Raw genomic sequence first — 25,550 nt, forward strand, 5'->3', positions numbered from 1 at the left:
TGGTATTACAATAAACAATTATTTCCTTTAAAAGGAAAATATATTTACTGTTTGTTTTTGGTTTTTTCTCTAAAAAAATGCAGTTACTATAATGCGAACATGATTTTCATCATATTTCTTATAGAATTTAACTCTTATTTTTAGTAATCTAATTATGAAGTACAAATATATTGTTATAAATAAAACTAAAAAGATGAAATACTTAAATTTATCCGCACTTTTAATAGTAACTATATTGCTGTTAACCTCCTGTTCTAACGAAGCAAAAAAAACAGTTGATCCAGCTACAATTCACACCAACGGAGAAATAGATGCTGAATTAACCTCTCCGCCATATGTTCCTAAACCTGTAGGAGACAGATCTGCTAAAAAATTAATTGTAAAAATGGAGGTTCTTGAAAAAGAAGGAGAAATGACCGATGGTGTTCGTTATATGTATTGGACATTTGGAGGAACTGTACCCGGAAGCTTTATTAGAACTCGTGTTGGAGATGAAGTTGAATTTCACTTACAAAATCACCCAGACAACAAATTACCTCACAATATAGACCTACATGCTGTTACTGGTGATGGAGGTGGAGCAACCTCTTCTTTTGTGGCTCCAGGACATGAAAAGGTTTTTTCTTTTAAAACCTTAAACCCTGGTTTATTTGTATATCATTGTGCTACTGCTCCCGTGGGAATGCATATTGCCAATGGTATGTATGGACTTATTTTGGTAGAACCAGAAGGTGGTTTACCTCCTGTGGATAAGGAATATTACATTATGCAAGGTGATTTTTATACCAAAGGTAAAAATGGTGACCGTGGTTTACAGCCTTTTGATATGCAAAAAGCCATTGATGAAAAAGCTGACTATGTAGTGTTTAATGGAAAAGTTGGTTCTTTAGTTGGTGACAATGCCATTACAGCAAACGTTGGTGAAACGGTTAGACTTTTTGTTGGTAATGGTGGTCCTAATTTAGTTTCTTCTTTCCACACTATTGGAGAAATATTTGACCGAGTGCATGTTGAAGGTGGCGAAATGATTAACGAAAATGTACAAACTACTTTAATCCCAGCTGGTGGAGCTGCTATTGTTGAGTTCAAAGTAGATGTACCTGGAACTTTTATCTTAGTAGACCACTCTATTTTTAGAGCTTTTAACAAAGGAGCCTTAGGAATGTTAAAAGTAGAAGGAAAAGAAAACAAGAAAATTTATTCTGGAGAAATTCGTGATGGTATTTATTTACCCGAAGGTCCAGGTGTGCAAACCATGCCATCGGACAATAAAGTTGCTGCCTCAGACATTCCTGCAAAATCATTTGATGAACAAATGAAATTTGGTAAACAAGCTTATATGAACACTTGTTTTGCATGTCATCAAGCTGAAGGACAAGGAATACCTGGCGCTTTTCCTCCATTGGCAAATTCTGACTATTTAAATGCCGATGTTAACAGAGCTATTGGAATTGTATTACATGGAAAATCTGGAGAAATTACAGTAAATGGCGTAAAATACAATAGTGTAATGACTAAACAACATCTTTCGCCTAGTGAGGTTGCAGACGTCCTAACCTACATTTATAATAGTTGGGGAAATTCTAAAAAAGTGGTAACTACAGAAATGGTAAAAAAAGTAAAAGATGCTAAATAACCTCTAAAACATGAACAAACAAATCTTTAGACTCTTACTACTCTTTTTAATGATTCAACCATTGCTAAATGCACAAACAAAAGACATGGTTATTATTAAAGGAGGTCAATACATTCCTCTGTACGGAAAAAAATCAACATTGGTAAAAGTCAAAGATTTTGAAATGGACATATACCCTGTTAGTAATAAAGATTATAAAAATTTTGTGAAGCAATATCCTAAATGGCAAAAATCAAAAGCAATTAAATTATTTGCAGATGAAATGTATTTAACCAATTGGAAAAATGATGTACAAATAAAAGACACAGAGCTAGACAATAGCCCAGTAACTTATGTTTCTTGGTATGCAGCAAAAGATTATTGCGAATGTCAAAACAAACGTTTACCAACAATAGATGAATGGGAATATGTAGCTATGGCAGATGAAACCACAAAAGATGCACGAAGCAAACCTACTTTTAATAAACAAATTTTAAGTTGGTACGAAACTCCAAAAACCAACGAAAACTCTATAGGAAGTCATCCTAAAAACGCTTGGGGAGTATATGATTTACATGGATTGGTTTGGGAGTGGACACTTGATTTTAACGCTGTTTTAATTAGTGGAGAATCTAGAAAAGATGTAGATAATGATTCTAATTTATTTTGCGGAAGCGCCTCTTTAAACGCTACTGATTTAATGAATTATGCTGCTTTTATGCGCTATGCATTTAGAGGAAGTTTGAAAGCTAATTATTCCATGAAAAACTTGGGATTCCGTTGTGTAAAAGATATTATAAAAAAAGACCAATGAAAAAATCATTAAAAAACATAAGCATACTTTTAGTTAATACCATCGTCTTGGTGACTCTAATTCAAGCATATCGTATTTCTCACGAATCCAATCAGGAAGTAGTACAAACCTATCAATGTCCTATGCATTGCGAAGGTGATAAAACATATACTACCGCAAAAAATTGTCCTGTTTGTAATATGCAATTAAGTTCAACTAAAAGTAAATCTACAGCCATAACAAACAATACAATCTCCGAAACATCTATTTTCAATCTTACTTCATTATGGAAAACTGAAGAAGATAAAACCATCACCCTAAAAGAATTAAAAGGAAAAACTTTGGTTGTGGTAATGATTTACACTTCTTGCAAATCTGCCTGTCCTCGTTTAATTGCCGATATGCGAAATATAGAAGCTGAAATTCCTGATAAAAAAATAAAAAGCATTCAATTTGTTTTTGTCAGCATAGACCCTACAACAGATACCCCTAAAAAACTAAAAGACTTTGCTATAGAAAATTTTATGGATGATGAGCAATGGACTTTTTTACAGGGTACCGTAAGTAGTGTGCGTGAATTTGCCAATGTGCTTTCTGTAAAATACAAAGAGATTTCTCCTGTAGATTTTTCACACTCTAATATTATATCGGTATTTGATGCTCAGGGAGAATTAATACATCAACAAGAAGGATTAGGAGTTAGCAACAAAGAAACCATTGATGCTATTTTAAAAGTAACTCCATAGGCACTAAAAAAAATGGGTTTTAAAAACATTGATGAATGTTTTTAAAACCCATTTTTTCATTTAACAAATCTATTGCTTAGACTTTTAATAAAAATCTTATTCTAAGATATTTAACTTGGCAAATTGAAGTAGTATTTTTTTAGTTCCTACACTTTCAAACTTTACCTCTGCTTTTATATTTACTCCTACTCCTTCTAACTGCAAAACTTGTCCTACTCCAAATTTAGCATGACTTACCTTGTTTCCTACAGCAAGTTTTTGAGTTGGTTTACTAGCGCCTAATTGTTGCGCCAATTTAGGAGTTACTTTTTTTAAGTTTTGCGGTTGCTTAAATGGTGTTTTCTTCTCTGGAGTTTCTTGATTTCTTACTGAACGAGTTACAGGTTTTCTAAAACGAATTCTATCTTTTGGAATGTCATCATCATCACCAAACAAACCACTATCTACAAAACGGTTGGCTACCACTTTATTTCGCTGTGGGGCTAAATGCTCTATATAACGTTCGTCTATTTCTTCTAAAAACCTACTTGGTTCACAATCTATTAATTTCCCCCATCTGTAACGAGTATGAGCAAAACTTAAATAACATTGAGTTTCTGCTCTGGTTAACGCTACATAAAACAAACGCCTCTCTTCTTCTAACTCACTACGCGTATTTACACTCATTGCCGATGGAAACAAAGTTTCTTCCATCCCCACAATATACACATATGGGAACTCCAATCCTTTTGCTAAGTGAATGGTCATTAAAGAAACCATAGGGGTATCGTCTTCATCCTTATTATCAAAGGTAGATGCCAAAGCAACATCTTCTAAAAAAGCAGTTAAACTACTATCTAAATCTTGCTCTTTGCGTTCTTCAATAAAATCTTTCATTCCGTTCAATAATTCCTGAACGTTTTCTACCCTACTTACTGCCTCTGGCGTACCATCAACTTGTAAATCTTTTATCAAACCTACTCTTTTTACCACCTCATCTGCTACCTCAAAAGCATTATGAGCTTGAGCAGATATTTGCAAACTTTGAATTAAAGTAGCAAAATTGTTTAATTTGGTTTTGGTAGGGCCTTGAATTTTAATATCCGTTTTTTCTATGTTTGATATAATTTCAAACAAAGATTTATTATAATGATTGGCAGCCACCGCAAGTTTATCCATAGTGGTTTCACCAATTCCCCTTGCCGGATAATTGATGATTCTTTTTAATGCTTCTTCATCATTTGGATTGATTAACACACGTAAATAAGCTAATAAATCTTTTATTTCTTTACGTTGATAAAAAGACAAGCCTCCAAAAATTTTGTATTTAATTCCCTTTTTACGCAAGGCATCTTCCATAGCACGTGACTGGGCATTGGTTCTGTAAAGAATGGCAAAATCATCATATGTTTTTTGAAGATTCATAGCGTTTTCAAAAATAGAATTGGCTACCCATCTTCCCTCCTCTCCATCGGAAAGCGTACGCATTATTTTAATTTTACCACCTTCATCATTGGCAGTAAAAATGGTTTTATCTAAACGTGTTTTGTTTTTCTCTATTAAGCTATTGGCCGCTTCTACAATATTGCTTGTAGACCTGTAGTTTTGCTCTAGCTTAAACGTTTTTACATCTGGATAATCTTTCTGGAAGTTTAAAATATTGTTGATGTTGGCTCCACGGAATGCATAAATAGATTGAGAATCGTCTCCTACCACACAAATATTCTGAAACCTATCGGCCAAAGCACGAACAATTAAATATTGTGAATGGTTGGTATCCTGGTACTCATCAACCATTACGTAACGGAACCTATCTTGGTATTTTGACAATACATCTGGAAAACGAACCAACAATTCATTAGTACGCAATAATAAATCATCAAAATCCATCGCTCCAGCCTTAAAACATCTATCTACATATTCTTTGTAAATAGCGCCCATTTGAGGTCTCATCGCCATGGTATCGGCTTCAATTAACTCAGGGTTATTTCTATAGGCTTTTACGGTGATTAAGTTGTTTTTAAACTGAGAAATTCTACTTAAAATAGCCTTTGATTTATACTGTTCTTTACTCAGTCCCATTTCTTTAATAATGGAATTCATTAAACGAACAGTGTCCTGAGAATCATAAATGGTAAAACTTGATGGATACCCTAATTTATCTGCTTCGGAACGTAAAATTCTAGCAAACACAGAGTGGAAAGTTCCCATCCATAAATTTTTAGCTTCACTTTGACCTACCACAGCACCAATACGCTCTTTCATTTCTCGAGCGGCTTTGTTGGTAAAAGTTAAAGAAAGTATCTGAAAAGAATCTACACCATTTTTCAACAAATGGGCAATTCTATAAGTTAACACTCTTGTTTTTCCAGATCCTGCACCTGCAATAATAATCATTGGCCCTTCCATTTGTTCAACGGCTGCGCGTTGTGGAGGGTTTAGTCCTTCTAAATAATCTGACACTTGGCTATGCTTTTTTAAGTAGGCTAAAAATAAGAATTATTTAGGGAATGAAAACACGAATACTTGCTTTAGTATTTACTTTTAGACTGGATTATTAAAAGTGTGTGGGTCTAGTACATAGATTAGGAATGATAAACCTCTCGACTCTACTTCGACTATGATTCGTAAAGGCTAGTTGATGACCTAAATTTATATCAACAAAATAATTCCCCCTAGACTTCATTTGTATTTTTCTTTTCATCTTGTATTTCTCTAGCTTTGGACAAAGCTGTAGCAACCAAACCTGCTGGTACAGTAACTACACCAATTCCTATCATCAAAACAAAAAAAGTGAAAATTTTACCACCCATTGTAACGGGATAAACATCTCCATAACCAACTGTTGTCAAGGTCACAATTGCCCACCATAAACTATGAAATATTGAAGAAAAAATTTCTGGTTGAGCTTCATACTCAAAAAAATAAATTCCTGAAGCAGAAAGAAAAACTAGTATAAAAGTGACCAATAAAAATAAAACAACCTCTTCTTTAACAATTTTAGCTGCCAAAGCTATTCTATTTAATGCCTTGTTGTACCTAACTATTTTTAATGCCCTAAAAATTCTAAAAACCCTAAAAATTCTTAATGCTCTTAAATCTACAGCCCATCTTAAATAAAATGGCAGTATTGATAATAAATCTATTACACCGTAAAAACTAAAAATATATTTGTAAGTTTTTTTTGCCACAAACACCCTTAATAAATACTCAATTGAAAACACAAAAACACATATCATTTCAATGATTTTCAATATTCTTTTTACAAAAAAACTATTATTTGGAAGAGTTTCAACCGAAAAAGCTACAATTGATATAAAAATCAAAACTTGGATTGAATAGTCAAAAATCCTTCCCTTTTTAGAAGTATTTTCTTCTAATACTTTTCTAATTTTATTCTTTAAAGTACTCATAAATAAATTTTGATTATTCCATCAACTCCAAAACCCTAACAACCTCAACAGCTTCTTTTACATCGTGAACTCTTAAAATTTGTGTTCCTTTTTGCAAGGCAATGGTATTTACAATGGTAGTGGCATTCAACGCTTGTTCTGGGGTAATTTCCAAAGGTTTGTATAACATCGATTTTCTAGAAACTCCTGTTAACACAGGCAATTCCATTTGCTGAAAATAGTCTAAGTTTTTAAGTAATTCATAATTATGCTCTACGGACTTTCCAAAACCAAAACCTACGTCTAAAATAACATCGTGTACATGTAATGCATTTAATTTTTCTACTTTTTTAGATAGCTCATAAAAAACTTCGGTTACAATATTCTCATACTTTGGAGCCTCCTGCATATTTTGTGGATTCCCTTGCATGTGCATTACAATATAAGGCACTTGTAAATTGGCAACCACATTAAACATCTCCGCATCTAAATCTCCGCCAGAAATATCGTTAATTATGGCCGCTCCAGCTTCTACACATTTTTTGGCTACTTTACTTCTAAATGTATCTACAGAAATTAAAATATTTGGAAACTTAGAAACCAATAATTCTACCACAGGAACAATACGATTGATTTCTTCTTCTTCTGAAATATGTTTGGCTCCTGGTCTAGAAGAATACGCTCCTACATCAATAAAAGTAGCGCCGTCTTGTAGCATTTTTTCTACTTGCAATAAAATAGCTTTTTCATCTTTGTATTTTCCTCCATCAAAAAAAGAATCAGGGGTAATATTTAAAATCCCCATAACTTTTGGAGTAGATAAATCAATCAATTTTCCTTTACAATTGATACTTGTTTTGATTTTCAAAATACTTTTATGTTTATAGAATCGTTATGATTCGTAATTGTTTATTAACTTCGTTTCCGATATCGAAAATACTGAAAAAAAAATACCCGCAATGTCTAATACTGCCAAAGAATACGATAAAATAATAGTAACCTGCCAAAGTTTATTCACTAAAAAGATGAGTGATTACGGTAGCGCATGGAGAATTTTAAGATTGCCAAGTTTAACCGATCAAATTTTTATCAAAGCACAACGCATTAGACAATTACAAGAAAATGAAATTAGAAAAGTTGATGAAGGAGAGGTTTCAGAATTTATCGGAATCATCAACTACTGTATTATGGCTTTGATTCAAATTGAAAAAGGAATTGTAGATCAACCAGATTTGAACACAAAAGAAGCTGTTGAACTTTATGAAAAACACATTAAAATCACCAAAGAATTAATGATGAATAAAAATCATGATTACGGTGAAGCTTGGAGAGATATGCGTGTTAGCTCTTTAACCGATTTGATTTTACAAAAACTTTTACGTGTTAAACAAATAGAAAATAACCAAGGAAAAACGTTGGTTTCTGAAGGAATTGATGCCAATTACCAAGACATGATTAATTATGCTGTATTTGCCTTGATTCATTTAACACTTTAAGATATTATGAAATTCATCACCCAACTCTTTAGACTGTTTACTGGAGCATTATTTATTTTTTCTGGCTTTGTAAAATTGGTAGACCCCTTAGGATCTGCCTATAAATTTGAAGAGTATTTTGGGTCTGATGTTTTAAATTTAGAATTTTTAATTCCTTTTGCATTACCACTAGCCATTTTATTAATTGTAACTGAGTTGGTTTTAGGATTTGCTTTGCTTATTGGTTACAAAACCAAAATAACTCTTTGTAGTTTGTTTGGAATTACCGCTTTGTTTTTATTCCTAACCTGGTATTCTGCTTTTTATGATAAAGTTACAGATTGTGGCTGTTTTGGTGATGCTATAAAACTATCTCCTTGGGAAACTTTTTACAAAAACATTGTATTTATTATACTAATCCTTTGGATGTTATTTGCTCATAAACACATCAAACCTTTGTTTGGAAAAAATATCAATCAATGGTTGATATTTCTATCTGTATTTTCTTCTTTGTATATCGTTTATCATGTACTAACCTATTTACCCCTTATTGATTTTAGACCTTATGCTGTTGGGAAAAACATCAAAGAAGGAATGAAATATAACGAAGATGGCGAAATTCCTCCTGTACATGATTTTTATTTAGAATCGGACACAGAAGATTTAACAGAAACCATTTTAAATGCCCCAAAAGCATTATTAATTGTTGCTAACAATCTTGAACACAGCGAAAAAGAATCGTGGAAAAATATTGTTGCCTTAGCCAATGAAGCTAAAAACCAAGGGTATTTAGTTTATGCACTTTCTAGTAGTAGCTCTAATTTGGTTAAAAAAACTATTGACGATCATAAATTACCTTTTGAAATTTTATTCTGCGATGCTACTACTTTAAAAACCATAGTAAGGGCTAATCCTGGAATTTTAATCATCAAAAACGCCACTGTTACCCAAAAAGAAAACTGGAAGAATATAGAGAATATTAAGCTATAATTAAACTTTGCATCATTTTTGCGGTCTTAGTTAATCAACTAAATCAATTACCTCAACAATGAAAGGCTTTTTTTTTAAACTTCATTTTTTATTATTTATTTTATTTAACACCCTTACGCACGCACAAAGTATTGAAGTAAAAGGGAGCATAACAGACCAAGAAACAAAATCTCCTATTGATTTTGCCACTGTACAGCTTGAAGACCCCAAAAACCATCAGTTAATAGCTTATGATTTTTCTGATGAAAAAGGAAGTTTTCTTATAGAGGGAAAAACTTTAAATGATAGTATTTCTGTAGTAATTTCTTATATAGGATATACTACTTTTAAAAAAACTGTTACAGTTAAAAACAAAAAAATTGATTTAGGTAAAATTACCCTAAACTCTTCTGCAGAAAATTTAGACGCCATTGTTATTACAGCGACTCCTCCTGTACTTATCAAAAATGATACTACTCAATTTAATGCTTCTGCTTTTAAAACTAGAGACGATGCTGTTGCCGAAGATTTATTAAAAAAACTACCCGGTGTTTCTATCGATTTAGAAACTGGAGGCATACAAGTAAACGGAGTTGATGTAACAAGGATTTTAGTAAACGGTGAACCTTTTTTTAGCAATAATCCTAAAATTGCTATGAAAGTAATTGACAAAGATATTATTGCCAAAATAGAAATCACTAATACCCAAACTGACGAAGAAGAGTTTACTAAAACCAACGACAGTGCTGTAGAAGCAAAAACCATTAACATTATTCTTAAAAAAAGAAAAAATGGGAATATGTTTGGAAATGCCATTGCTGGATTAGGGACTAATAATAGGTACGAAGCTAATGGAGTATTTAACAGACTTAAAGACAAATCTCTATTTACCGCCATTGCTTTTGCCAACAATGTAAACAAAAACAACCTTAGTTATGATGAAGACGATGGTGTAAACTCAATAGACAATTCAAGATCTATAAATACAGAAAGTAACATTGGTACCAATTATTCTGACAAACTACAAAATGGCGATAGAATAAATATAGATTATCTTTATTCTAACAATAACAAAGTAAGAAACTATAGAACCGATAGCGAAAATTTATTACCAAACAGTACCAATTACAGCATACAAAACACAGAGCAAGAAGATAAAAACTTTTCTCATAATGCCAATATCAAACTAAACAACAACATTACCCAAAACTTTAAAGTTTTTACCAATGCTAAGCTTTATTACAGAGATAGAGATTATTCTAGCAAAAGGGACAAAAGTACAGAAGACAGTTCTGAAACACTTATCAATACAAGTAAATCAGATAATAAAATCAAACAAATTTACAGAAGGTTAAATTCATCACTTAGTGCTATTTATAGATTCCCTAAACTAAACTCTTATATTAATTACAGAATCAATACAGCAGTAAAAGATTCCGACAACAAAACGGGCAACATCTCAAAAACAGATATTTTTGGAAACAATGCTAGAACTATTTTAAGAAATCAACAAATTCAGCAAAACAACAAAGTAAAAGAATATAAACACACTTTAAAATACAATCAAAGACTTGGGAGTAAAAATCATATAGAATATGCATTTATTAGCACTACCGAAAATCAAGACAACGTTAAAGAAGTATTTGATATTGATGAGAGCAACAACTCTAGTAGTTTAAATTCTAGTATTAGTTTTGACCAAATAATTAATACCGAAAAAAAAGAACATCAAATAGGATACGGATACAGATCTAAAAAAATTCAGTACAGATTTAAAGCAAGTAAGCTACACACAAGATTAACTAATGATGAACTAAGTAGAGATATTGGTGTTTCTAGAGATTTTAACGATATTATTTTATACTCAAACTTAAGATATCGTTTTCCAAATGATTTATTTTTAGATCTTAATTACAAAACTGATAGTGATATTCCTAGAGCTAGTGAACTATTAACCATTACAGACAACACCAATCCTTTATTTATTAGAATTGGTAATCCATCACTTAAAAGAGAACTAGAACACTCTGCTAGTGTAAACATGAGGATGTTTCTTAAAAAGAGCAAAGTATTTATTTACAACAGGCTAACATATAGCACCGTAACAGATAAAATTATTGATGTAGAAAATGTAAACCCGGATGATTTGGTAACTACTAGAACTTATATTAATAATAGTAGTAACAATCAATATTCTTTAAGAGGAAGTATTTCTAAAGACTATAAAAAAGCACCCTATTTTTATAGCATAAAAATGAAATGGAATGCCAATGTTGGAGATAATTCACATTTAATTAACGATATTCTATACAAAAGTCACTATGCCGCTTTAAGTCCTTCTTTTTATACAGAATTAAATTATAATGATATTTTTGAAATCTCTCCTTTTTATAAATTATCATTAAACAAAACACAATTTTCTACAGATAATATCAAAGACCAATCTGTTACCCAACATACCATGGGGATAGATTTTTCTACCTTTGCTCCAGAAAAATTTACCCTATACAACCAAATACAATACAATTATAACCCACAATTTGAAAAAGGTTATGGAAGAGAAGCGCTCATTTGGAATATTACAGCGAACTATAACTTAATTCCAAATAAAGCCAAGCTTAAATTAACTGTATATAATATTTTAAACCAATACAACAATACCACCAGAAGTTTCTCTGAAAGTAAAAACACAACAGATACTTATGAGGTATTACAGCAATATGCCATGCTTAGTTTTAGGTATAACTTTAAAAACTAAACTTTATAAAAAAACAAAAGGCTTTCATAATTATGAAAGCCTTTTGCTATAATGGGGATAGATATATTAAGGGGTATTATAATTATCTATATTTTAAAATCTAAGCTTATAAAGCAACTTTTACAGCAGCAACATTAGCTCCTTTAGATATTTTTACAATATAAATTCCAGCAGTTAACCCAGTTGTACCTACTTGTTGACCAGCAACATTGTAAACAGCGTCTAAATTTGCTCCACTTACAGTAATATTTCCGTTGTTAGTGCTTACTACTGCTCCTTCTATTTTACTTACAGAAGAGTTTCCTAAACTTGTACTATTATCAAAAACTATTTGATCAATAACCAACGTATTAGCATCTACGTTTGCAGAATTTACATCATTATCAATAACTAGTTGTAATGAAACTGTATTACCTTGTCCTGTCCAGTTAGCATTAGCCATATCATAATCAATAGTTTGAGTTCCTGATGTAATTGTTTTTGTTTTTGTTAACGAACCCGCTGATGTACTTGCTACAACTTTTAATTGATTATTTACAGATGAATTATTAGTAAGTGTTATATGCGCGTATTGATTTGAACTTGCATCTACATGATAAATTAAATTATCTACTTTCGCATTATTTCCACCATCTGGTGTTATTGTAAGAGCAGTTGCCCCAGCTGATACTGTACAACGTGTCGTAGTTGACCACCCTTCATAATCATTTGTAAAATCATAAGTTAATCTCTCAGTTGTTGGAATAGTAGCTGCAAATTGAATTTTAGAAATAACTATATTTCCATTCTCTGCGCTGGTTCCAGTTAAGTTTCCATTTGCTGCTGTTTTAAACCTTACTAAAAAGTATTCCATATTAGCAACATCATCTGCTCCTGTTAAATTTGCAGCCTCCGAAGCACTAGTAGGGAAATCATTTTTCCACTCAGCGTTAGTTAAATCAATAGCATAAGTAGAAGCAACTCCATTGTTAGTAATTGGTACTCCAGTTACGTAACGTGTTTGTGTATTGTCTGAATTGTTTTTAGCATGACCAACACTCATTAATAATGCTTCCGAGTTATTATTAATAACTGTTATCAACACATATTTATTTGTATTTGCATCAATATCCGCTGTAGTAATATCAATTCTCGGTGTTCCTGTACCAAATTCTAAAACAGAACCCGAAGCTGATGTTGTTAAACTAATAGAAGCACCAGCAGTTACAAAACCTTCATTACTATTATTAAAATCATAAGTTTGCGCAGAGGCAATAAAAGGTGCTGCGATTAAAGCAGCGATTAAAGTAATTTTTTTCATAATTATCGTATTTAAGTTATGTTATTTGTCAAATCTATAAAAACATACTGGTTGGTTTTTGTTTTTAGACATTTATAAAACCTACTAATCATCACAAAAGGTATAACTATCATCAAACCCTTATAATCAGTGGATTGACAATCGGTTGTATTTTAACGATGTACTATTCAATACTGAATAAAATGTTTGTTTTGATAGCTTATTAAAGAGATATTCCTGTACCTTTTTTAATAATTATGAATTATATAAGCATAAAAAAACGCACCTGAAGTCAGATGCGTTTTTATTTATATTATTATGTTGTAATTATAGCGCTACTTTTACTGCTGCTACAGTTCCGTTTTTAGAAATTTTAACAATGTAAATTCCAGAAGCCAATCCTTTAGAACCTACTTGTTGACCTGTAACATTGTAAACAGCATCTAGGTTTGCACCATTAACCATAATATTTCCATTAGCTGCATTTACAGTTGCTCCAGGTATTACATCAACTGTTTTCATAAACAGAGCTGTATTGTTGTCAAAAACAATTTGCTTAAATTCTACCAAACCACCTGTGGCACTATTACTAGCACCAGTATCTCTAGGAACCAAATCAATTTGAACAATATTATCTGTCCAATTGGCATGATTTAATTCAATATCTACAACCTCATTACCTGTTGTTCCTTGATTCTTCCCCCCCGTAGGAGGTACACTTTCAGAGGTAGAAACAAAAGCTAATCTTAATTGATCATGACCTCCGAAAGCCCCTAACTCTACATGGCAGTAAGTATAACTAGCTGCAGCAAAAACAGTAGTAATTCCATCTCCTAATCTTATTTTAGAACTAGACCCTGTATCTGTATCTAAGGTATAAATACCTCCAGCTACTGCTGTATCATCTACAGTATCACCGTCATCTCCATTTACATCCTCTGTATTAACGGCTGCCCAACCTTCATTGTTTCCATCCGTTTCAAACTGATAGTTTTGAGCATTCATAAATGTTACTGCTAGCAAAGCAGCGATAAAAGTAATTTTTCTCATAATAGTATATTTTTTAAGTTCTGTGTTTGTTAAAGTTAGCAAACCTTATTTGCATTAACAAATGTTTGCACATATTAACAACTCCTTAATTTCAAGATTCTTAAAAAAACACCTTTAAATTATTAAATTACAAGCTTAACAACCTCTGTTTGGTTGTTTTTTGTAACCACTACTAGATAAATTCCGTGGCTTAAATTAGCATTTTCTAATAGTACACCTGTAATACTATATACTGCTTTTAAATTGGCTCCTTTAACATAAATAGTTCCGTTATCTGAGCTCACAATTACATCTTTTAACTTTTTAGGAATGGTAGAGGTTGACAAAGATGAATTTGCATCAAAAATAATTTTATCTATTTCAATTGTTCCATCAGCAACAAATGCAGCATTTCCGTTATCTTTTACATGAAATTTTATATCGTTTACCGTAGCTGTCCAACCATCTAGTCCAGTACAATCAAAATCTATATATTCAAAATCAGAGTTGTTCTCTGTAATATTATCAATATTTATAAATGTCCTTTTGGTATTATCACTTTCTTGAGGAAAAGACATTCTTAACATTCCGTTAGAAGTATTGTTTTTTAACAATACATGAGCATAGTTAAAGCTAGAAGCATCTACAGCAGCGGTAGTAGTTGCATATACAGAAGTAGACCCTGTTGCAATTCCTCCTGAAACAGTTAAATTCCCCCATCCTTCTGCATCTCCATCAGTATCAAAATTAAACTCTTTAGTAGCAGCAACTCCATCAAACAAGGCATCTATAATATCTTCTACCCAAGTTCTATCACTAACTTTGTAAATTGTTTTGTTAGACTCTTCTCCAGCATCCCAAACAGTAAAAGCAAAACCTCTGTCTATGGCTGCTTTGGCAACATATCTGTGATATTCTTTTCTAGAAGCTGCATCAGGCCCTCCATGATCTCCATCTTGACCTGTACTATAATCGTGTCCATTTACATTATCTGCTCCAAACTCTCCCAATAACACTGGAATATTACCATTATTGGTAGCCCATGTTTTTACTTGATCAAAATGAGTATCAAGTAAATCATAATCTGATTGAGTTCCCCAATCATTATCTGTGTATTGTTCTTTACCTGAACTGGTAAAATTAAAAGGAACATAGTAATGGAAAGTAGCCATTAAATAATTATCACTTGCTAAAAAAGAACTTTCCATTTGCTGTGGAGCTTTATAGGTGTTATCTCCTCCTCCATTTACAATCACAATTCTTGTAGGGTTCTCTTCTCTAATTATGCTTAACATTGCAGGATTGATAATATCTACATCTGCTTTAGACATACTAAAATAAGCTTCATTCATAATTTCGAACAAAAGTTCATCAGGCTTATTTTTAAATCTTAGTGAAACAGCTTTCCATAATGCTTTAAAACGATCTACCGCAGCTTCTCTATCGGCTCCAGTTCTATAATCATCTTTTGATGCATTATAACTATCCCAAAACCAGTGGTCTCCATGAACATCAATAATTGCAATTAAACCTTTGTTTAGTGCCCAATCTGTTACTTGTTCAATTCTATCCAAATATGCAGTTGAAAGGGTATAATCATCTGAACTACCAATATAGTTCCCACCAGCATCAGTATAATTTACACTTGATAAAGGAGTTAAGTAAGTATCAAAACGAATAGGAATTCTAACTGTTTTAAAACCTTTTGCTTTTACATCGTCAAAATAAGTTTCTTCAACCGCAGGTGCCCAGTTTCCTTCAATTGGAGCACTCATCACATTACCTAAATTAATTCCTCTCCCCATTTTAGCAATCATTTGGGTAGGGGTTGTTTGTGAAAATAATTGCGCACTAATAAATAATGCTAAAAAAAATAAAGTAGTTTTTTTCATGTTTGTTTGTAGTAATAATTGTTAGTTTTAAATAGGGGTAAATATTTTTATTGCGTTTTTGATTGTTGCCATACTTTTCGCTGTATTGGCGTTAAAACTTCGTTGGTTTTTTTCCAATTTGTATAATACAAGTCGCTTAATTGCTGTTTTTCATCTTCTTTAGATAAACCAAGCGCTTTAATTTCTTTTGTTTTATCTAGTTTTTCTACAAACAAAAGTGTGATTTTATCTTTTTGTTCTTTGGTTAAAGAAGCACTATCATCTAAACCGATTAATTGTTTATTAAATTCTTCTGTTGATTTTTGTGCTTTTAAATATTTCCAATCTTGTGCAACAGCATTATTAGTCGCCAAAAACAAATAAAAGATAGCTAGTAATAATTTAATCTTTTTCATTATTAATAATTTTTAGGGCAGTTTAGCTTTAGTTGATTTATAAAATTACACTATCGATTAAGATTTAACAATAAACAACACAGCGCTTTAGCGTGTTTTGTCAATTTCTATACCTTTTAAGTGTAAAAAAAAACCATGAAGCCTGAGCTCCATGGTTTTTTAACCTAAAAATTTTAGTTTGTATAGTACAATATTGGTGTTTCTTCAACCAGATATTGTACCTGTTTTGTTGAAATTACAATTGTTGACTTATAATTTCACTTGTTTTATACCCAATTCTTTCGGCCATTACATAAATGTATTTACCTTTTAAATCATCTGTAAGCTTAATAGACTCTGTATATAGTTTCCATCCGCTTTTAAAATTTAATTTAGCATTAGGCTTGTCTAAAATTAGATAAGCTATAGAACTACCTTTTGTATCACATTCAATGCTTACTTTTTTCTTTAAACAGGTAAACTCTGGTTTACTAGTAACAGGCTGAACTCCATTAGGCCACATTTGATTCACCAAAACATGTTCCGATATCTCTCCATAATCTTTTTGATGTTTTGCCTTTTTTAAATAAGCCTTACGCATAGTCTTTAATACTTTAGCATAAGCAGGATTGTTAGCTAAATTGTGAATATTAAAAGGATCTTTTTCACAATCATATAACTCCTCTGGTTGTTTGGTTTGAAACCAATCTGATTGCACATCATTTAACTCTCCTTTTCCGTTTAAATCAAAATACTCGTTCATCATAGGAACTTGCCTTCTATATCCAATTTCCTTATACTTTGTTTTTTCTGGATAAAAGTTTTTTAAATATAAAAACTGCTTGTTTCTTACAGAACGAATTCTATCTGTAACCTCATCAAATCTATCTGAACTACCAAATACATAATCTCTAGGTTTTGCTTCGTACTTTCCTAAAAATGCTTCTCCGTTAAAATACTTTTTTGGTTTTATTCCTGCAATACTCATCATTGTTGGTGCTAAGTCTGTTAAAGAAATTAATCTATCAGAAGTACCTATTTTTGATGAATTTGGAAACTTAATTAAAAAAGGAATTTTTAATCCAGAATCTAAAATAGCTCTTTTTTGTCTTGGTAAAGGACCTCCATGATCGCTGTAAAAGAAAATATAAGTATCATCATACAAACCATCTTCTTTTAATTTGGTAATTAAATCTCCTACAACTTTATCCATCATTTCAATATTGCTATAATTTCTAGCAACTGTATATCTAGACAATTCGGTATCTGGAAAATATGGAGGTAAACTCACCTCTTCGGGCTTAACTGTTAAAGGATATTTTTCGTGCTTCCACAACTTACTTTCATGTGTTAAATTGGTATTAAAAACAGCAAAGAAAGGTTTTCCTTTGGGTCTATTTCTCCAATGAGCAGATGCATCATTTACATCCCAAGCTGTAACAGGAGCCGCAAATTGGTAATCTGTTTTATCATTATTAGTACAATAATACCCTGCTGCTCTTAAATATTCTGGAAAACATTTTACTTCTTCAGGAATTACAGCTGAATATTGTCTTACCATTTTACCTTCGATATCTAAATTAATGGTAGTGTCTTTGTATTTTCTATTTCCCCACGAAGTAATATCAGAACCTGTTCTCATGTGCATGGTTCCAATAGCCGTAGCTTGCATTCCTGTAATAATTGATGATCTTGAAGGAGCACAAACCCCAACAGTAGCAAACACATTATTATAAACCATACTATGTTTTGCCAAAGCATCTAAGTTGGGCGTTTTAGCTGTGTTATCTCCGTACATAGACAATGTAGGACTTATATCTTCTGTAACAATCCACAAAACATTGTATTTTTTTTCTTGCGAAAAAATAACAGATGACCACAACATTAATATTACCAATAGTAAATTTTTCATTGTCTTATAATTTTATTTTTATCTTTTTATCGCAACCTTCTTCTAGGTTAAAGGTTCCTGTGTGTATTTTATCATTTACCAAAAGTTTGTATTCATAAGTTCCATAAAAACCTTTTAACTCATAACTTCCTTTTTCATTGGTTTTAAAATTCTCTACAGTTTTCCATTCTTTATGAACTAAAGAATAAAAAGCAGCTCCCATAGCTGTCATTCTTCCTTGTTTATTGTAAAACGCCGCTTTATTGTTTTTATCTTGATGATATCCCCAAAACAGAAATTCGCTTACATTGGGTTTACTAAAAGCTGCAATCATAAAATCTCTTGTATATTGATATCTTATTTCTTCATCATCAATCTCCATGGTAAATTCAGAAATACTAATGTCCTTTTTTAACTGACTATAATAATCTATTATACTTAAGACTTTTGTAGGTGGTGTTAAATCTGTACCCATATGGCACTGTATTCCTACTCCATCAACCAAACCGTTAGTATGTTCATCAATTCTTTTAACAAAATCGTAATACCATTTTTGTTTTTGAGTATCAATTCCTCCTTTGCTTATAATTCCATACTCATTAGTAAACCTTGCAATTGAAGAATCTAATTTTTTAACTTCTTTAAAAGCATTGTAAATAATTTGTTCTGATCCTGTAATTTCTTGTAAATCTTTATTAGTATAAGCTTCATTAACCACATCCCACGATGAAAATTTCCCTTTGGTTTTAGAAACAATATCGGTTACATGATTTTCTATCAAACTTATTACCTTTTTAGGATGATCCTTATTTTTTTCAACCTCTTTAGGCAAGTAAGAAAAACCTGGCCAAACCAACACATGTCCTTTTAATCTGATTCCGTCTTGACGTAAAACTTCTATAGCATTTAAAACTCTTTCTCTATTTTTTATTCTATGCCATGATTTTATTTTGGTATCATTTTCAAACACCGCAGTATTAAAAGTTTTTTTAAAGAAACTATATTGCGCAGGGTTATTTAGCACCTCATCAGCATTAATAGCGGCTCCAAACGGAAAACTGTGTTTAGATAATACCACGTTGATTTGAGTATCTTTTAAAGGCTTATCATCTTCATCAGTAAAAACTAATTCAACTGTTCCTTTTCTGATTTTTTTTATACGATCATTTGCCTCATTTCTCCACGCTGCATTTTTTTTCATTCCAGCATATTTGATTTGAGTTTTAGGCAAATCAGATATTTTTATGTTTTCTGGAAACTTTATAAACTTGATGTTTTTCATCAATAAAGTTTGTGGCCTATATCCAAATTGAAAAACCATTGAAAATTCATTTGGATTAGGAACTATAGTTGTTTTATAAGGCACGTAATATGTTTGCCACTTGGATGCAATACTTATGGTCTGAATCATATTATCCTTATAACTATTGCTTTGCTTTAAAATACAACTTAATTTGGCCTCCCCTGTTTCCAAACTAGATTTGGTAGTAATTGCATCAAAAGCCAACAAGTACACTTGTTTTTCTTTAGGTTGAAATGATTTTGTTGGAAACATCGCAGACAACTCATAAATAAATTTTGGCTGCTCTTTGGTGTCAAATTTTAATATCAACGAATCTTTGTCGACTACAGAAATTCCTCCAAATTGTTTTTTGATGTTTAAGTGTTGAAGTTTTTTATACTCCAATAAACTCTCTCCATTAGTAGGTATTGGCCCTTGCGAAAAAACAGAACTAACTCCCAAACTTAGTAGTAACAATAGCGATTTAAAGTGCATCATCTTAAAACGATTTTTTCCATTTTTGTAAATCCTTTGATAAAGAAGCCGTAATTTTTGGGTTTTCTTTAGCCACATTATTTTTTTCGTAAGGATCTTGTTTTAGGTTATATAACTCTACAACTCCTTTTTCGTAAAAATCAATCAATTTCCAATCTCCCTTTCTAACTGCAGAACTTTTTGCATCTCCAGTATTTACAGGTCTTGCTTTTGATGAATGCCAATACACCTCCCTATCAGACCAATCTTTTTTACCTTTTAAAACTGGTAAAAGACTCTTTCCGTTTACTCCACAAACTTTTTTCTCACCAGCAACATCAATCAAAGTAGGAAATACATCCATCAACATTACTAAAGAATTCTCCTCTACTCTAGGGGTAAAATGATTGTTCCACTTTACCATAAACGGAATTTTAATTCCACCTTCGTACAACCAACCTTTTCCTGCTCTTAAAGGAAAGTTTGAAGTTGCCAATTGTCTTTTATGGGTTCCATCATTAGACAACCCTCCATGATCTGATGATAAAATAATGATGGTATTATCTGCAATTCCTAACTTTTTTAACTCGTTTAAAACACGACCTACATTTACATCCATATTTTCTACCATGGCTGCATACTCTGCATTGTCTTGTCTCATTTTGGTTCTACCCGTTCCTTCTAAAATATATTCTGGCTGATTTCCATAATCAAAAGATTTGATTTGTTTTTTGTTTCTATCAACATCTTCTTTTTTAGCTTCTATAGGTTGATGAACAGCATAAAAAGCCAACATTGCCATAAAAGGTTTAGATTTATCAACACTATCAATATGTTGAAGAACTTGCGTAGTAAGTACATCTGTTAAATAATCACCTTTTTTACTAATTTCTTCTAAATCTTTAATAGGAGCTTTTTTTACATTTTTATTATGTCCTTTGGGAGTATTAAAAGGATAAATATAGCTAATTGGAGACCCAGCATGTCCCGCAGCTACAGAAACATCATATCCAAATCCTTTAGGGCTACTCTCCTCATCTCCCAGGTGCCATTTTCCAAAATAAGCTGTTTGATATCCAGCTTTGTTTAATTTATGAACAAAGTTTTTACTGTCTTTTACATCTGACATTTCAAAACCATCATCTGGAACATCTCCATCCTTTACAGGATAATCTCCAGTCATCATAGCATAACGTGAAGGTACGCAACGAGGATAATTTGCATAAGCATTTTTAAACACCACAGATTCTTTTGCCAACTGGTCTATATTAGGTGTTTGATAAATTTTAGAACCATTACAGCTTAAATCATGATACCCTAAATCATCTACGTGTAAAATAATAATATTCGGTTTTGAATTTTGTGCCAAAACTAGTTGAATGGATAAAACCCAAAACATTTTGAAGAACATGGATGTTTTCATATTTATAATTCTTTTATGATAAAAAAGGATAGACGCAAAACAAGCATCTATCCTTTTACAATTATTTACGATACAATTTACTTGCTATAATTGATACTAAATTCCGTTAAGTTACTCTTCTGTATCTTCGTTAGATTCTTCTTTATTTTTATCTCTATACTTAGCAGAAATCATTTTTTGAACGGTTACATTTTCACCATTCTCTACTAAAGAACCAAAATCAGTATCTGTAATAACTCTTAACTCTTCTAAAGGTCTATCGTTTTTATATTCAACCATTAATCCTTTTAACTGAGCTTTTAAATCCTTAATAACATCTGCATATGCAGGATCGTTAATTACATTGTTCATTTGCATAGGATCCTTTTTGTTATCATATAACTCCCAAACATCAACATTATAGTAAAAATGTGCTAGGGTATATCTTTCTGTACGGATACCATAATGCGGTTGTACATGGTGCCAGAAAGGATATTCATAATAGTGATAATATGCTTTTTCTTCCCAGTTTTTTGGGGCTTTTTGTTTTGTTAACATTGATGCAAAACTTTTTCCTTGCATTTTTTGCTCAGATTGAATTCCAGCAATATCTAATAATGTAGGAGCATAATCAATATTCTTTACAATATCTTCGCATACCACACCTGCTTTTACTTTTTTAGGGTATCTAACAATTAATGGCATTCTTAAAGACTCTTCGTAAATAAAACGTTTGTCAAAGAAACCATGATCTCCTAAGTAAAATCCTTGATCTGAAGTTAACACAACAACAGTATTCTCTACCAATCCATTTTCATCTAAATAAGCCAATACTTTTCCAATATTATCATCAACAGATTTAACACAAGCTAAATAATCTTTAATATAAGTTTGGTAACGCCATTTTCTTGCTTCTGGCCCATCCTCTGTAACACCTTCTGGCAATACAACTTCGTCTGGTTTAGAACCAAAAAATTGCCACTCCATTCTTTCTCTCCAATCCTTAAACCCTTCTTTTGGCTGAGGCAATTTCATATCTTTTCTACTAAAAAATTCCATAGTCATTTCAGTATCACCCGCAGTTAACTCACGACCTTTATAATCATCGTTAAAGGTTGCAGGATAAGGCATTTCAATATCATCCCACAAAGTTTCATATTTATGGTCTGGTTCCCATGGTCTATGTGGAGCTTTGTATTGTAAACACATCATAAATGGCTTATCAGTATCCTTGTTAGATTTTAGCCAATCTAAAGCAAAGTCTGTAGTTAAATTAGTAGCATATCCTGTATGTTTTACATCTTTACCATTTTCATTAAAAACCGGATCCCAGTAATGCCCTTGTTGACCTGCTGAATTGTGAAATTTAAACGCATCAAAACCTTTTGGCTCTGATCCTAAATGCCATTTTCCAAACAAACTAGTTGCATATCCTTTTGATTGGAATTCTCTTGGGAATGTCCATTTAGTTTCATCAAATTTACCACCACTTTCGTTTTTATAATACCCATTTACATGGCTGTAATTACCTGTTAAAATAGATGATCTTGAAGGTCCACAAATAGCATTGGTACAAATACTATTTTGAAACAACATTCCTTCTTTTGCTAACCTATCGATATTCGGAGTAGGAGCAATATCTTTATATATTCCACCATAAGCACTAATCGCTTGTGTGGTTAAATCATCTGCCATTATATAAATAACATTAGGTGATTTTCCTGCCTGAGCTGTGTTATTTGTTGATTTACTACTGCTACAAGAAAGAACAAGCATAGCGGTGGCTACAACAAATAAACTGTTAAATAATTTATTGATTTTCATTATATATTGATTATTAATTGAACATGATTTTTTCATCTACTCGTAACTGTACAGATTGTAAATCTTTATCTGCCGAAGAAGAACCAGTTAAAATGGTAAAGTTTCCTGGTTCTACACAGTAATCAAAATTAAAGTCATAAAACGCTAAACTTTCTGCTCCTAATTCAAAAGTGATCTCTTTTGTTTCTCCAGCCGCAATAGCTACTCTTTTATATTTTTTTAATTCTTTTACAGGTCTTGTTACAGAACTAACTTCATCTCTAATATAAAGCTGAACCACTTCTTCTCCATCATAATTTCCTGAATTGGTTACCGAAACTGAAACAGTTACAGGTGCTTCTTTTGTTACCACATCTGAAGATACTTTAGGAGTACCATAAGTATAGTTGGTATAACTTAACCCAAACCCAAAAGGATGTAATGGTGTTTTTGATTCATTATAATATTTGTGAATATATGCTGTTGGTTTATGATTATAAATCATTTGTATCTGACCAACAGATCTAGGAATTGTTAAAGGTAACTTTCCACTTGGATTTACATTTCCATATAAAACCTCTGCTACCGCTTGACCACCAAAACTACCTGGTTCCCATGCTTCAACAACAGCAGATACGTTTTCTTCTAACCATTCTTCTGCTATAATACTTCCATTTACATATACTACTACAACAGGTTTTCCTGTTTTTATAATAGCTTTTGCCAATTCAATTTGTCTACCAGATAATTTTAAAGTACTTCTATCCATGTTTTCACCAGTGGTTTTTTTGTCCCACTCATGACGGAAAGAATTTTCACCTAAAACCATTACTGTTACATCAGATTGTTTTGCATAGCTCGCTGATTTGGCTATTTGTGTATCTGTAATTTCTAAACCATACTCACCAACATCATAAAAAGATACTTGATCTCCTTTTTCTTTTGCTAAATCTTGAATTCCTTCTAAAATTGTAATGGTATTTTCTTCTGGTTGAGAAGAAACCCAGTCTCCTAAAGTTGTTTGATTATTTGCATTAGGCCCTACTACAAATATTTTCTTTTTTGATGCTTTTAATGGTAATACTCCATCATTTTTTAATAAAGTAATTCCTCTTCTAGCCTGTTCTAAAGAAGTATTTTGATGTTTGGTTGTAAACACTTGTTCTGCTACTTTAGATTCCTCTATAAAAGGATTTTCAAACAAACCTAATCTAAACTTTGCTTCTAATATTTTGGCACAAGCTTCATCAACCCTTGCTTGTGATAATTTTCCTTCATTCACTAATTCTACCACATAATCTGCAAATAAAGGTCCGTGCATGTTCATATCCATTCCAGCATCTACAGACAATCTTACTGCATCTTTAAAATCGGTAGCAACATGATGCCAAATATCAATTCTTCTTACATCATTCCAATCACTTACATAAAACCCTTTAAAACCATACTCATCTCTCATAATATTGGTCATTAAGTTTTTTTCCATGTGACAAGGAACTCCATTCAACTCATTATGAGCAGTCATGATAGAATAAATATTAGCTTCTTTAACCGCTCTTTTAAAAGGACGTAAATACACTTCTAATAAAGTACGCTTGGATACATCTATAGGGGAAGCATTGATTCCTGTAATAGGTTGACCACCTCCAATTAAATGTTTTACACAAGCCACCACTTTATCACTCCCAGAAAAATCTTCTGATTGTAATCCATTAATGGTTGCTACTCCCATATTTCCTACCAAATAAGGATCTTCTCCAAAAGTTTCCCCTGTTCTTCCCCAACGAGGATCTCTTAAGACATCAATATTAGGAGTAAAGGCCCAATGTGTTCCAGTTGCTCTCATTTCCAAAGCAGTTTCTGCACTTGCTTTATATGCTAAATCATCATCCCAAGTAGCTGCCATGGTTATAGGAGAAGGATAAATTGTAGCTCCGCTAAACAATCCATTTCCGTGAATAGCATCAATTCCAATAATTACTGGAATTTTTAAACGAGATTCACGAGCTAGTGTTTGTAAATAATTAGCTTCTTTAGTTGTTAAAACATGTAAAAAAGATCCAATTTCTCCACGCTTGGTCATTTCAGCAACATCATTACTGTGTAAACCTGGATAAAAAGCATGAGCATCACTGGTTTCTAAATCTTCGGCACTTACATTGTTTTCTGCAGTTTTCATATGTTCTAAACCAACATATTGTACCATTTGAGCTACTTTTTCCTCTAAAGTCATTTTAGACATTAAATCGGCAACTCTTTCCTCCGTGCTCAATTTTGTAGACCAATAATCTAAATCTTTTTGGTCTTTTTTACTTTCTTTACACGAAGACAACAGCAGTAATACTGCTGTTGTCAATGCATAAAGATTTATTTTAACTATTCTAAACATTTATTGGG

At 32.0% G+C, this 25,550-nt stretch carries 18 protein-coding genes; 6 read left to right on the plus strand and 12 right to left on the minus strand.

The genetic code is table 11. The annotated features are described in order from the left end of the window. Positions 1–193: 193 nt before the first annotated feature. The 3 genes from nirK to AXE80_RS10275 are packed head-to-tail and all read left to right on the plus strand — an operon-like array spanning position 194 to position 3,154. Complete coding sequence (nirK, locus tag AXE80_RS10265) at positions 194–1,636, plus strand: copper-containing nitrite reductase (RefSeq protein WP_237340606.1); 1,443 nt, start codon at positions 194–196, stop codon at positions 1,634–1,636. Positions 1,637–1,646: 10 nt separating this feature from the next. Further along, positions 1,647–2,429, plus strand: coding sequence for a formylglycine-generating enzyme family protein (locus AXE80_RS10270; protein WP_068826967.1), 783 nt, complete (start codon positions 1,647–1,649; stop codon positions 2,427–2,429). Further along, positions 2,426–3,154 carry an SCO family protein gene (locus AXE80_RS10275; RefSeq protein ID WP_237340607.1) on the plus strand — a complete coding sequence of 243 codons (729 nt, stop codon included), beginning with the start codon at positions 2,426–2,428 and terminating at the stop codon, positions 3,152–3,154. The genes AXE80_RS10270 and AXE80_RS10275 overlap by 4 nt, the downstream gene beginning before the upstream one ends. Positions 3,155–3,250: 96 nt before the next feature. Here the strand turns inward: AXE80_RS10275 and AXE80_RS10280 are convergent, their stop codons facing one another. The 3 genes from AXE80_RS10280 to folP all read right to left on the minus strand — a co-directional run bounded on the left by AXE80_RS10280 (position 3,251) and on the right by folP (position 7,330). Continuing rightward, positions 3,251–5,596 carry an ATP-dependent helicase gene (locus AXE80_RS10280; protein ID WP_068826970.1) on the minus strand — a complete coding sequence of 782 codons (2,346 nt, stop codon included), beginning with the start codon at positions 5,594–5,596 and terminating at the stop codon, positions 3,251–3,253. Between the two features lie 212 nt (positions 5,597–5,808). Continuing rightward, positions 5,809–6,546 (minus strand): ion transporter, encoded by a 738-nt coding sequence (locus tag AXE80_RS10285; protein WP_068826972.1) that lies wholly within the window; start codon positions 6,544–6,546, stop codon positions 5,809–5,811. Positions 6,547–6,559: 13 nt separating this feature from the next. Continuing rightward, positions 6,560–7,330 (minus strand): dihydropteroate synthase, encoded by a 771-nt coding sequence (gene folP, locus AXE80_RS10290; RefSeq protein WP_068828856.1) that lies wholly within the window; start codon positions 7,328–7,330, stop codon positions 6,560–6,562. Between the two features lie 154 nt (positions 7,331–7,484). Here folP and AXE80_RS10295 point away from each other — a divergent pair, with 154 nt between their 5' ends. Genes AXE80_RS10295 through AXE80_RS10305 form a run of 3 tightly spaced genes read left to right on the plus strand, consistent with a single transcriptional unit; the run spans position 7,485 to position 11,727 of the window. Beyond that, positions 7,485–8,021 (plus strand): DUF1599 domain-containing protein, encoded by a 537-nt coding sequence (locus tag AXE80_RS10295; RefSeq protein WP_068826975.1) that lies wholly within the window; start codon positions 7,485–7,487, stop codon positions 8,019–8,021. A 6-nt stretch (positions 8,022–8,027) separates the two neighbouring features. Further along, positions 8,028–8,990: a DoxX family protein gene (locus AXE80_RS10300; protein ID WP_068826978.1), complete on the plus strand. Its 963-nt coding sequence runs from the start codon at positions 8,028–8,030 to the stop codon at positions 8,988–8,990. Between the two features lie 58 nt (positions 8,991–9,048). Continuing rightward, the gene (locus AXE80_RS10305; RefSeq protein WP_068826981.1) at positions 9,049–11,727 is read left to right on the plus strand and encodes a carboxypeptidase-like regulatory domain-containing protein; all 2,679 of its coding nucleotides are present in this window, start codon (positions 9,049–9,051) and stop codon (positions 11,725–11,727) included. A 106-nt stretch (positions 11,728–11,833) separates the two neighbouring features. Here the strand turns inward: AXE80_RS10305 and AXE80_RS10310 are convergent, their stop codons facing one another. The 9 genes from AXE80_RS10310 to AXE80_RS10350 form a co-directional block, all read right to left on the minus strand. Further along, on the minus strand, positions 11,834–13,027 hold the full coding sequence (locus AXE80_RS10310; RefSeq protein ID WP_068826984.1) for a hypothetical protein: 1,194 nt from the start codon (positions 13,025–13,027) through the stop codon (positions 11,834–11,836). 306 nt (positions 13,028–13,333) lie between these two features. Continuing rightward, entirely contained in the window at positions 13,334–14,056 is a 723-nt protein-coding gene (locus AXE80_RS10315; RefSeq protein WP_157359391.1) for a T9SS type A sorting domain-containing protein, read from the minus strand. Between the two features lie 122 nt (positions 14,057–14,178). Then, on the minus strand, positions 14,179–15,927 hold the full coding sequence (locus tag AXE80_RS10320) for a glycoside hydrolase family 5 protein (protein WP_068826989.1): 1,749 nt from the start codon (positions 15,925–15,927) through the stop codon (positions 14,179–14,181). 47 nt (positions 15,928–15,974) lie between these two features. Beyond that, the gene (locus tag AXE80_RS10325; protein WP_068826991.1) at positions 15,975–16,322 is read right to left on the minus strand and encodes a hypothetical protein; all 348 of its coding nucleotides are present in this window, start codon (positions 16,320–16,322) and stop codon (positions 15,975–15,977) included. A 235-nt stretch (positions 16,323–16,557) separates the two neighbouring features. Continuing rightward, entirely contained in the window at positions 16,558–18,213 is a 1,656-nt protein-coding gene (locus AXE80_RS10330) for a sulfatase family protein (protein ID WP_068826993.1), read from the minus strand. A 4-nt stretch (positions 18,214–18,217) separates the two neighbouring features. Next, positions 18,218–19,972, minus strand: a complete 1,755-nt coding sequence (locus tag AXE80_RS10335; protein ID WP_068826995.1) for an endo-1,4-beta-xylanase — start codon at positions 19,970–19,972, stop codon at positions 18,218–18,220. A gap of 1 nt (position 19,973) precedes the next feature. Beyond that, entirely contained in the window at positions 19,974–21,371 is a 1,398-nt protein-coding gene (locus AXE80_RS10340; RefSeq protein WP_068826996.1) for a sulfatase, read from the minus strand. A gap of 111 nt (positions 21,372–21,482) precedes the next feature. Then, complete coding sequence (locus AXE80_RS10345) at positions 21,483–23,174, minus strand: sulfatase family protein (protein WP_068828858.1); 1,692 nt, start codon at positions 23,172–23,174, stop codon at positions 21,483–21,485. 13 nt (positions 23,175–23,187) lie between these two features. After that, positions 23,188–25,542, minus strand: coding sequence for a glycoside hydrolase family 3 N-terminal domain-containing protein (locus tag AXE80_RS10350; RefSeq protein ID WP_068826998.1), 2,355 nt, complete (start codon positions 25,540–25,542; stop codon positions 23,188–23,190). Positions 25,543–25,550 lie beyond the last annotated feature (8 nt).

Origin of the sequence: Wenyingzhuangia fucanilytica (assembly GCF_001697185.1) — a bacterium.
GTDB classification, from domain to species: Bacteria; Bacteroidota; Bacteroidia; order Flavobacteriales; family Flavobacteriaceae; genus Wenyingzhuangia; species Wenyingzhuangia fucanilytica.

Excerpts from the sequence above, each read along its gene's own strand:
- AXE80_RS10330 (WP_068826993.1), bottom strand. The coding sequence starts at position 18,213 with ATGAAAAATTTACTATTGGTAATATTAATGTTGTGGTCATCTGTTATT.
- AXE80_RS10315 (WP_157359391.1), bottom strand. The coding sequence starts at position 14,056 with ATGAGAAAAATTACTTTTATCGCTGCTTTGCTAGCAGTAACATTTATG.
- AXE80_RS10295 (WP_068826975.1), top strand. The coding sequence starts at position 7,485 with ATGTCTAATACTGCCAAAGAATACGATAAAATAATAGTAACCTGCCAA.
- nirK (WP_237340606.1), top strand. The coding sequence starts at position 194 with ATGAAATACTTAAATTTATCCGCACTTTTAATAGTAACTATATTGCTG.
- AXE80_RS10320 (WP_068826989.1), bottom strand. The coding sequence starts at position 15,927 with ATGAAAAAAACTACTTTATTTTTTTTAGCATTATTTATTAGTGCGCAA.
- AXE80_RS10310 (WP_068826984.1), bottom strand. The coding sequence starts at position 13,027 with ATGAAAAAAATTACTTTAATCGCTGCTTTAATCGCAGCACCTTTTATT.
- AXE80_RS10270 (WP_068826967.1), top strand. The coding sequence starts at position 1,647 with ATGAACAAACAAATCTTTAGACTCTTACTACTCTTTTTAATGATTCAA.
- AXE80_RS10350 (WP_068826998.1), bottom strand. The coding sequence starts at position 25,542 with ATGTTTAGAATAGTTAAAATAAATCTTTATGCATTGACAACAGCAGTA.
- AXE80_RS10285 (WP_068826972.1), bottom strand. The coding sequence starts at position 6,546 with ATGAGTACTTTAAAGAATAAAATTAGAAAAGTATTAGAAGAAAATACT.
- folP (WP_068828856.1), bottom strand. The coding sequence starts at position 7,330 with ATGGGGATTTTAAATATTACCCCTGATTCTTTTTTTGATGGAGGAAAA.
- AXE80_RS10275 (WP_237340607.1), top strand. The coding sequence starts at position 2,426 with ATGAAAAAATCATTAAAAAACATAAGCATACTTTTAGTTAATACCATC.
- AXE80_RS10345 (WP_068828858.1), bottom strand. The coding sequence starts at position 23,174 with ATGAAAATCAATAAATTATTTAACAGTTTATTTGTTGTAGCCACCGCT.
- AXE80_RS10340 (WP_068826996.1), bottom strand. The coding sequence starts at position 21,371 with ATGAAAACATCCATGTTCTTCAAAATGTTTTGGGTTTTATCCATTCAA.
- AXE80_RS10335 (WP_068826995.1), bottom strand. The coding sequence starts at position 19,972 with ATGATGCACTTTAAATCGCTATTGTTACTACTAAGTTTGGGAGTTAGT.
- AXE80_RS10305 (WP_068826981.1), top strand. The coding sequence starts at position 9,049 with ATGAAAGGCTTTTTTTTTAAACTTCATTTTTTATTATTTATTTTATTT.
- AXE80_RS10300 (WP_068826978.1), top strand. The coding sequence starts at position 8,028 with ATGAAATTCATCACCCAACTCTTTAGACTGTTTACTGGAGCATTATTT.
- AXE80_RS10325 (WP_068826991.1), bottom strand. The coding sequence starts at position 16,322 with ATGAAAAAGATTAAATTATTACTAGCTATCTTTTATTTGTTTTTGGCG.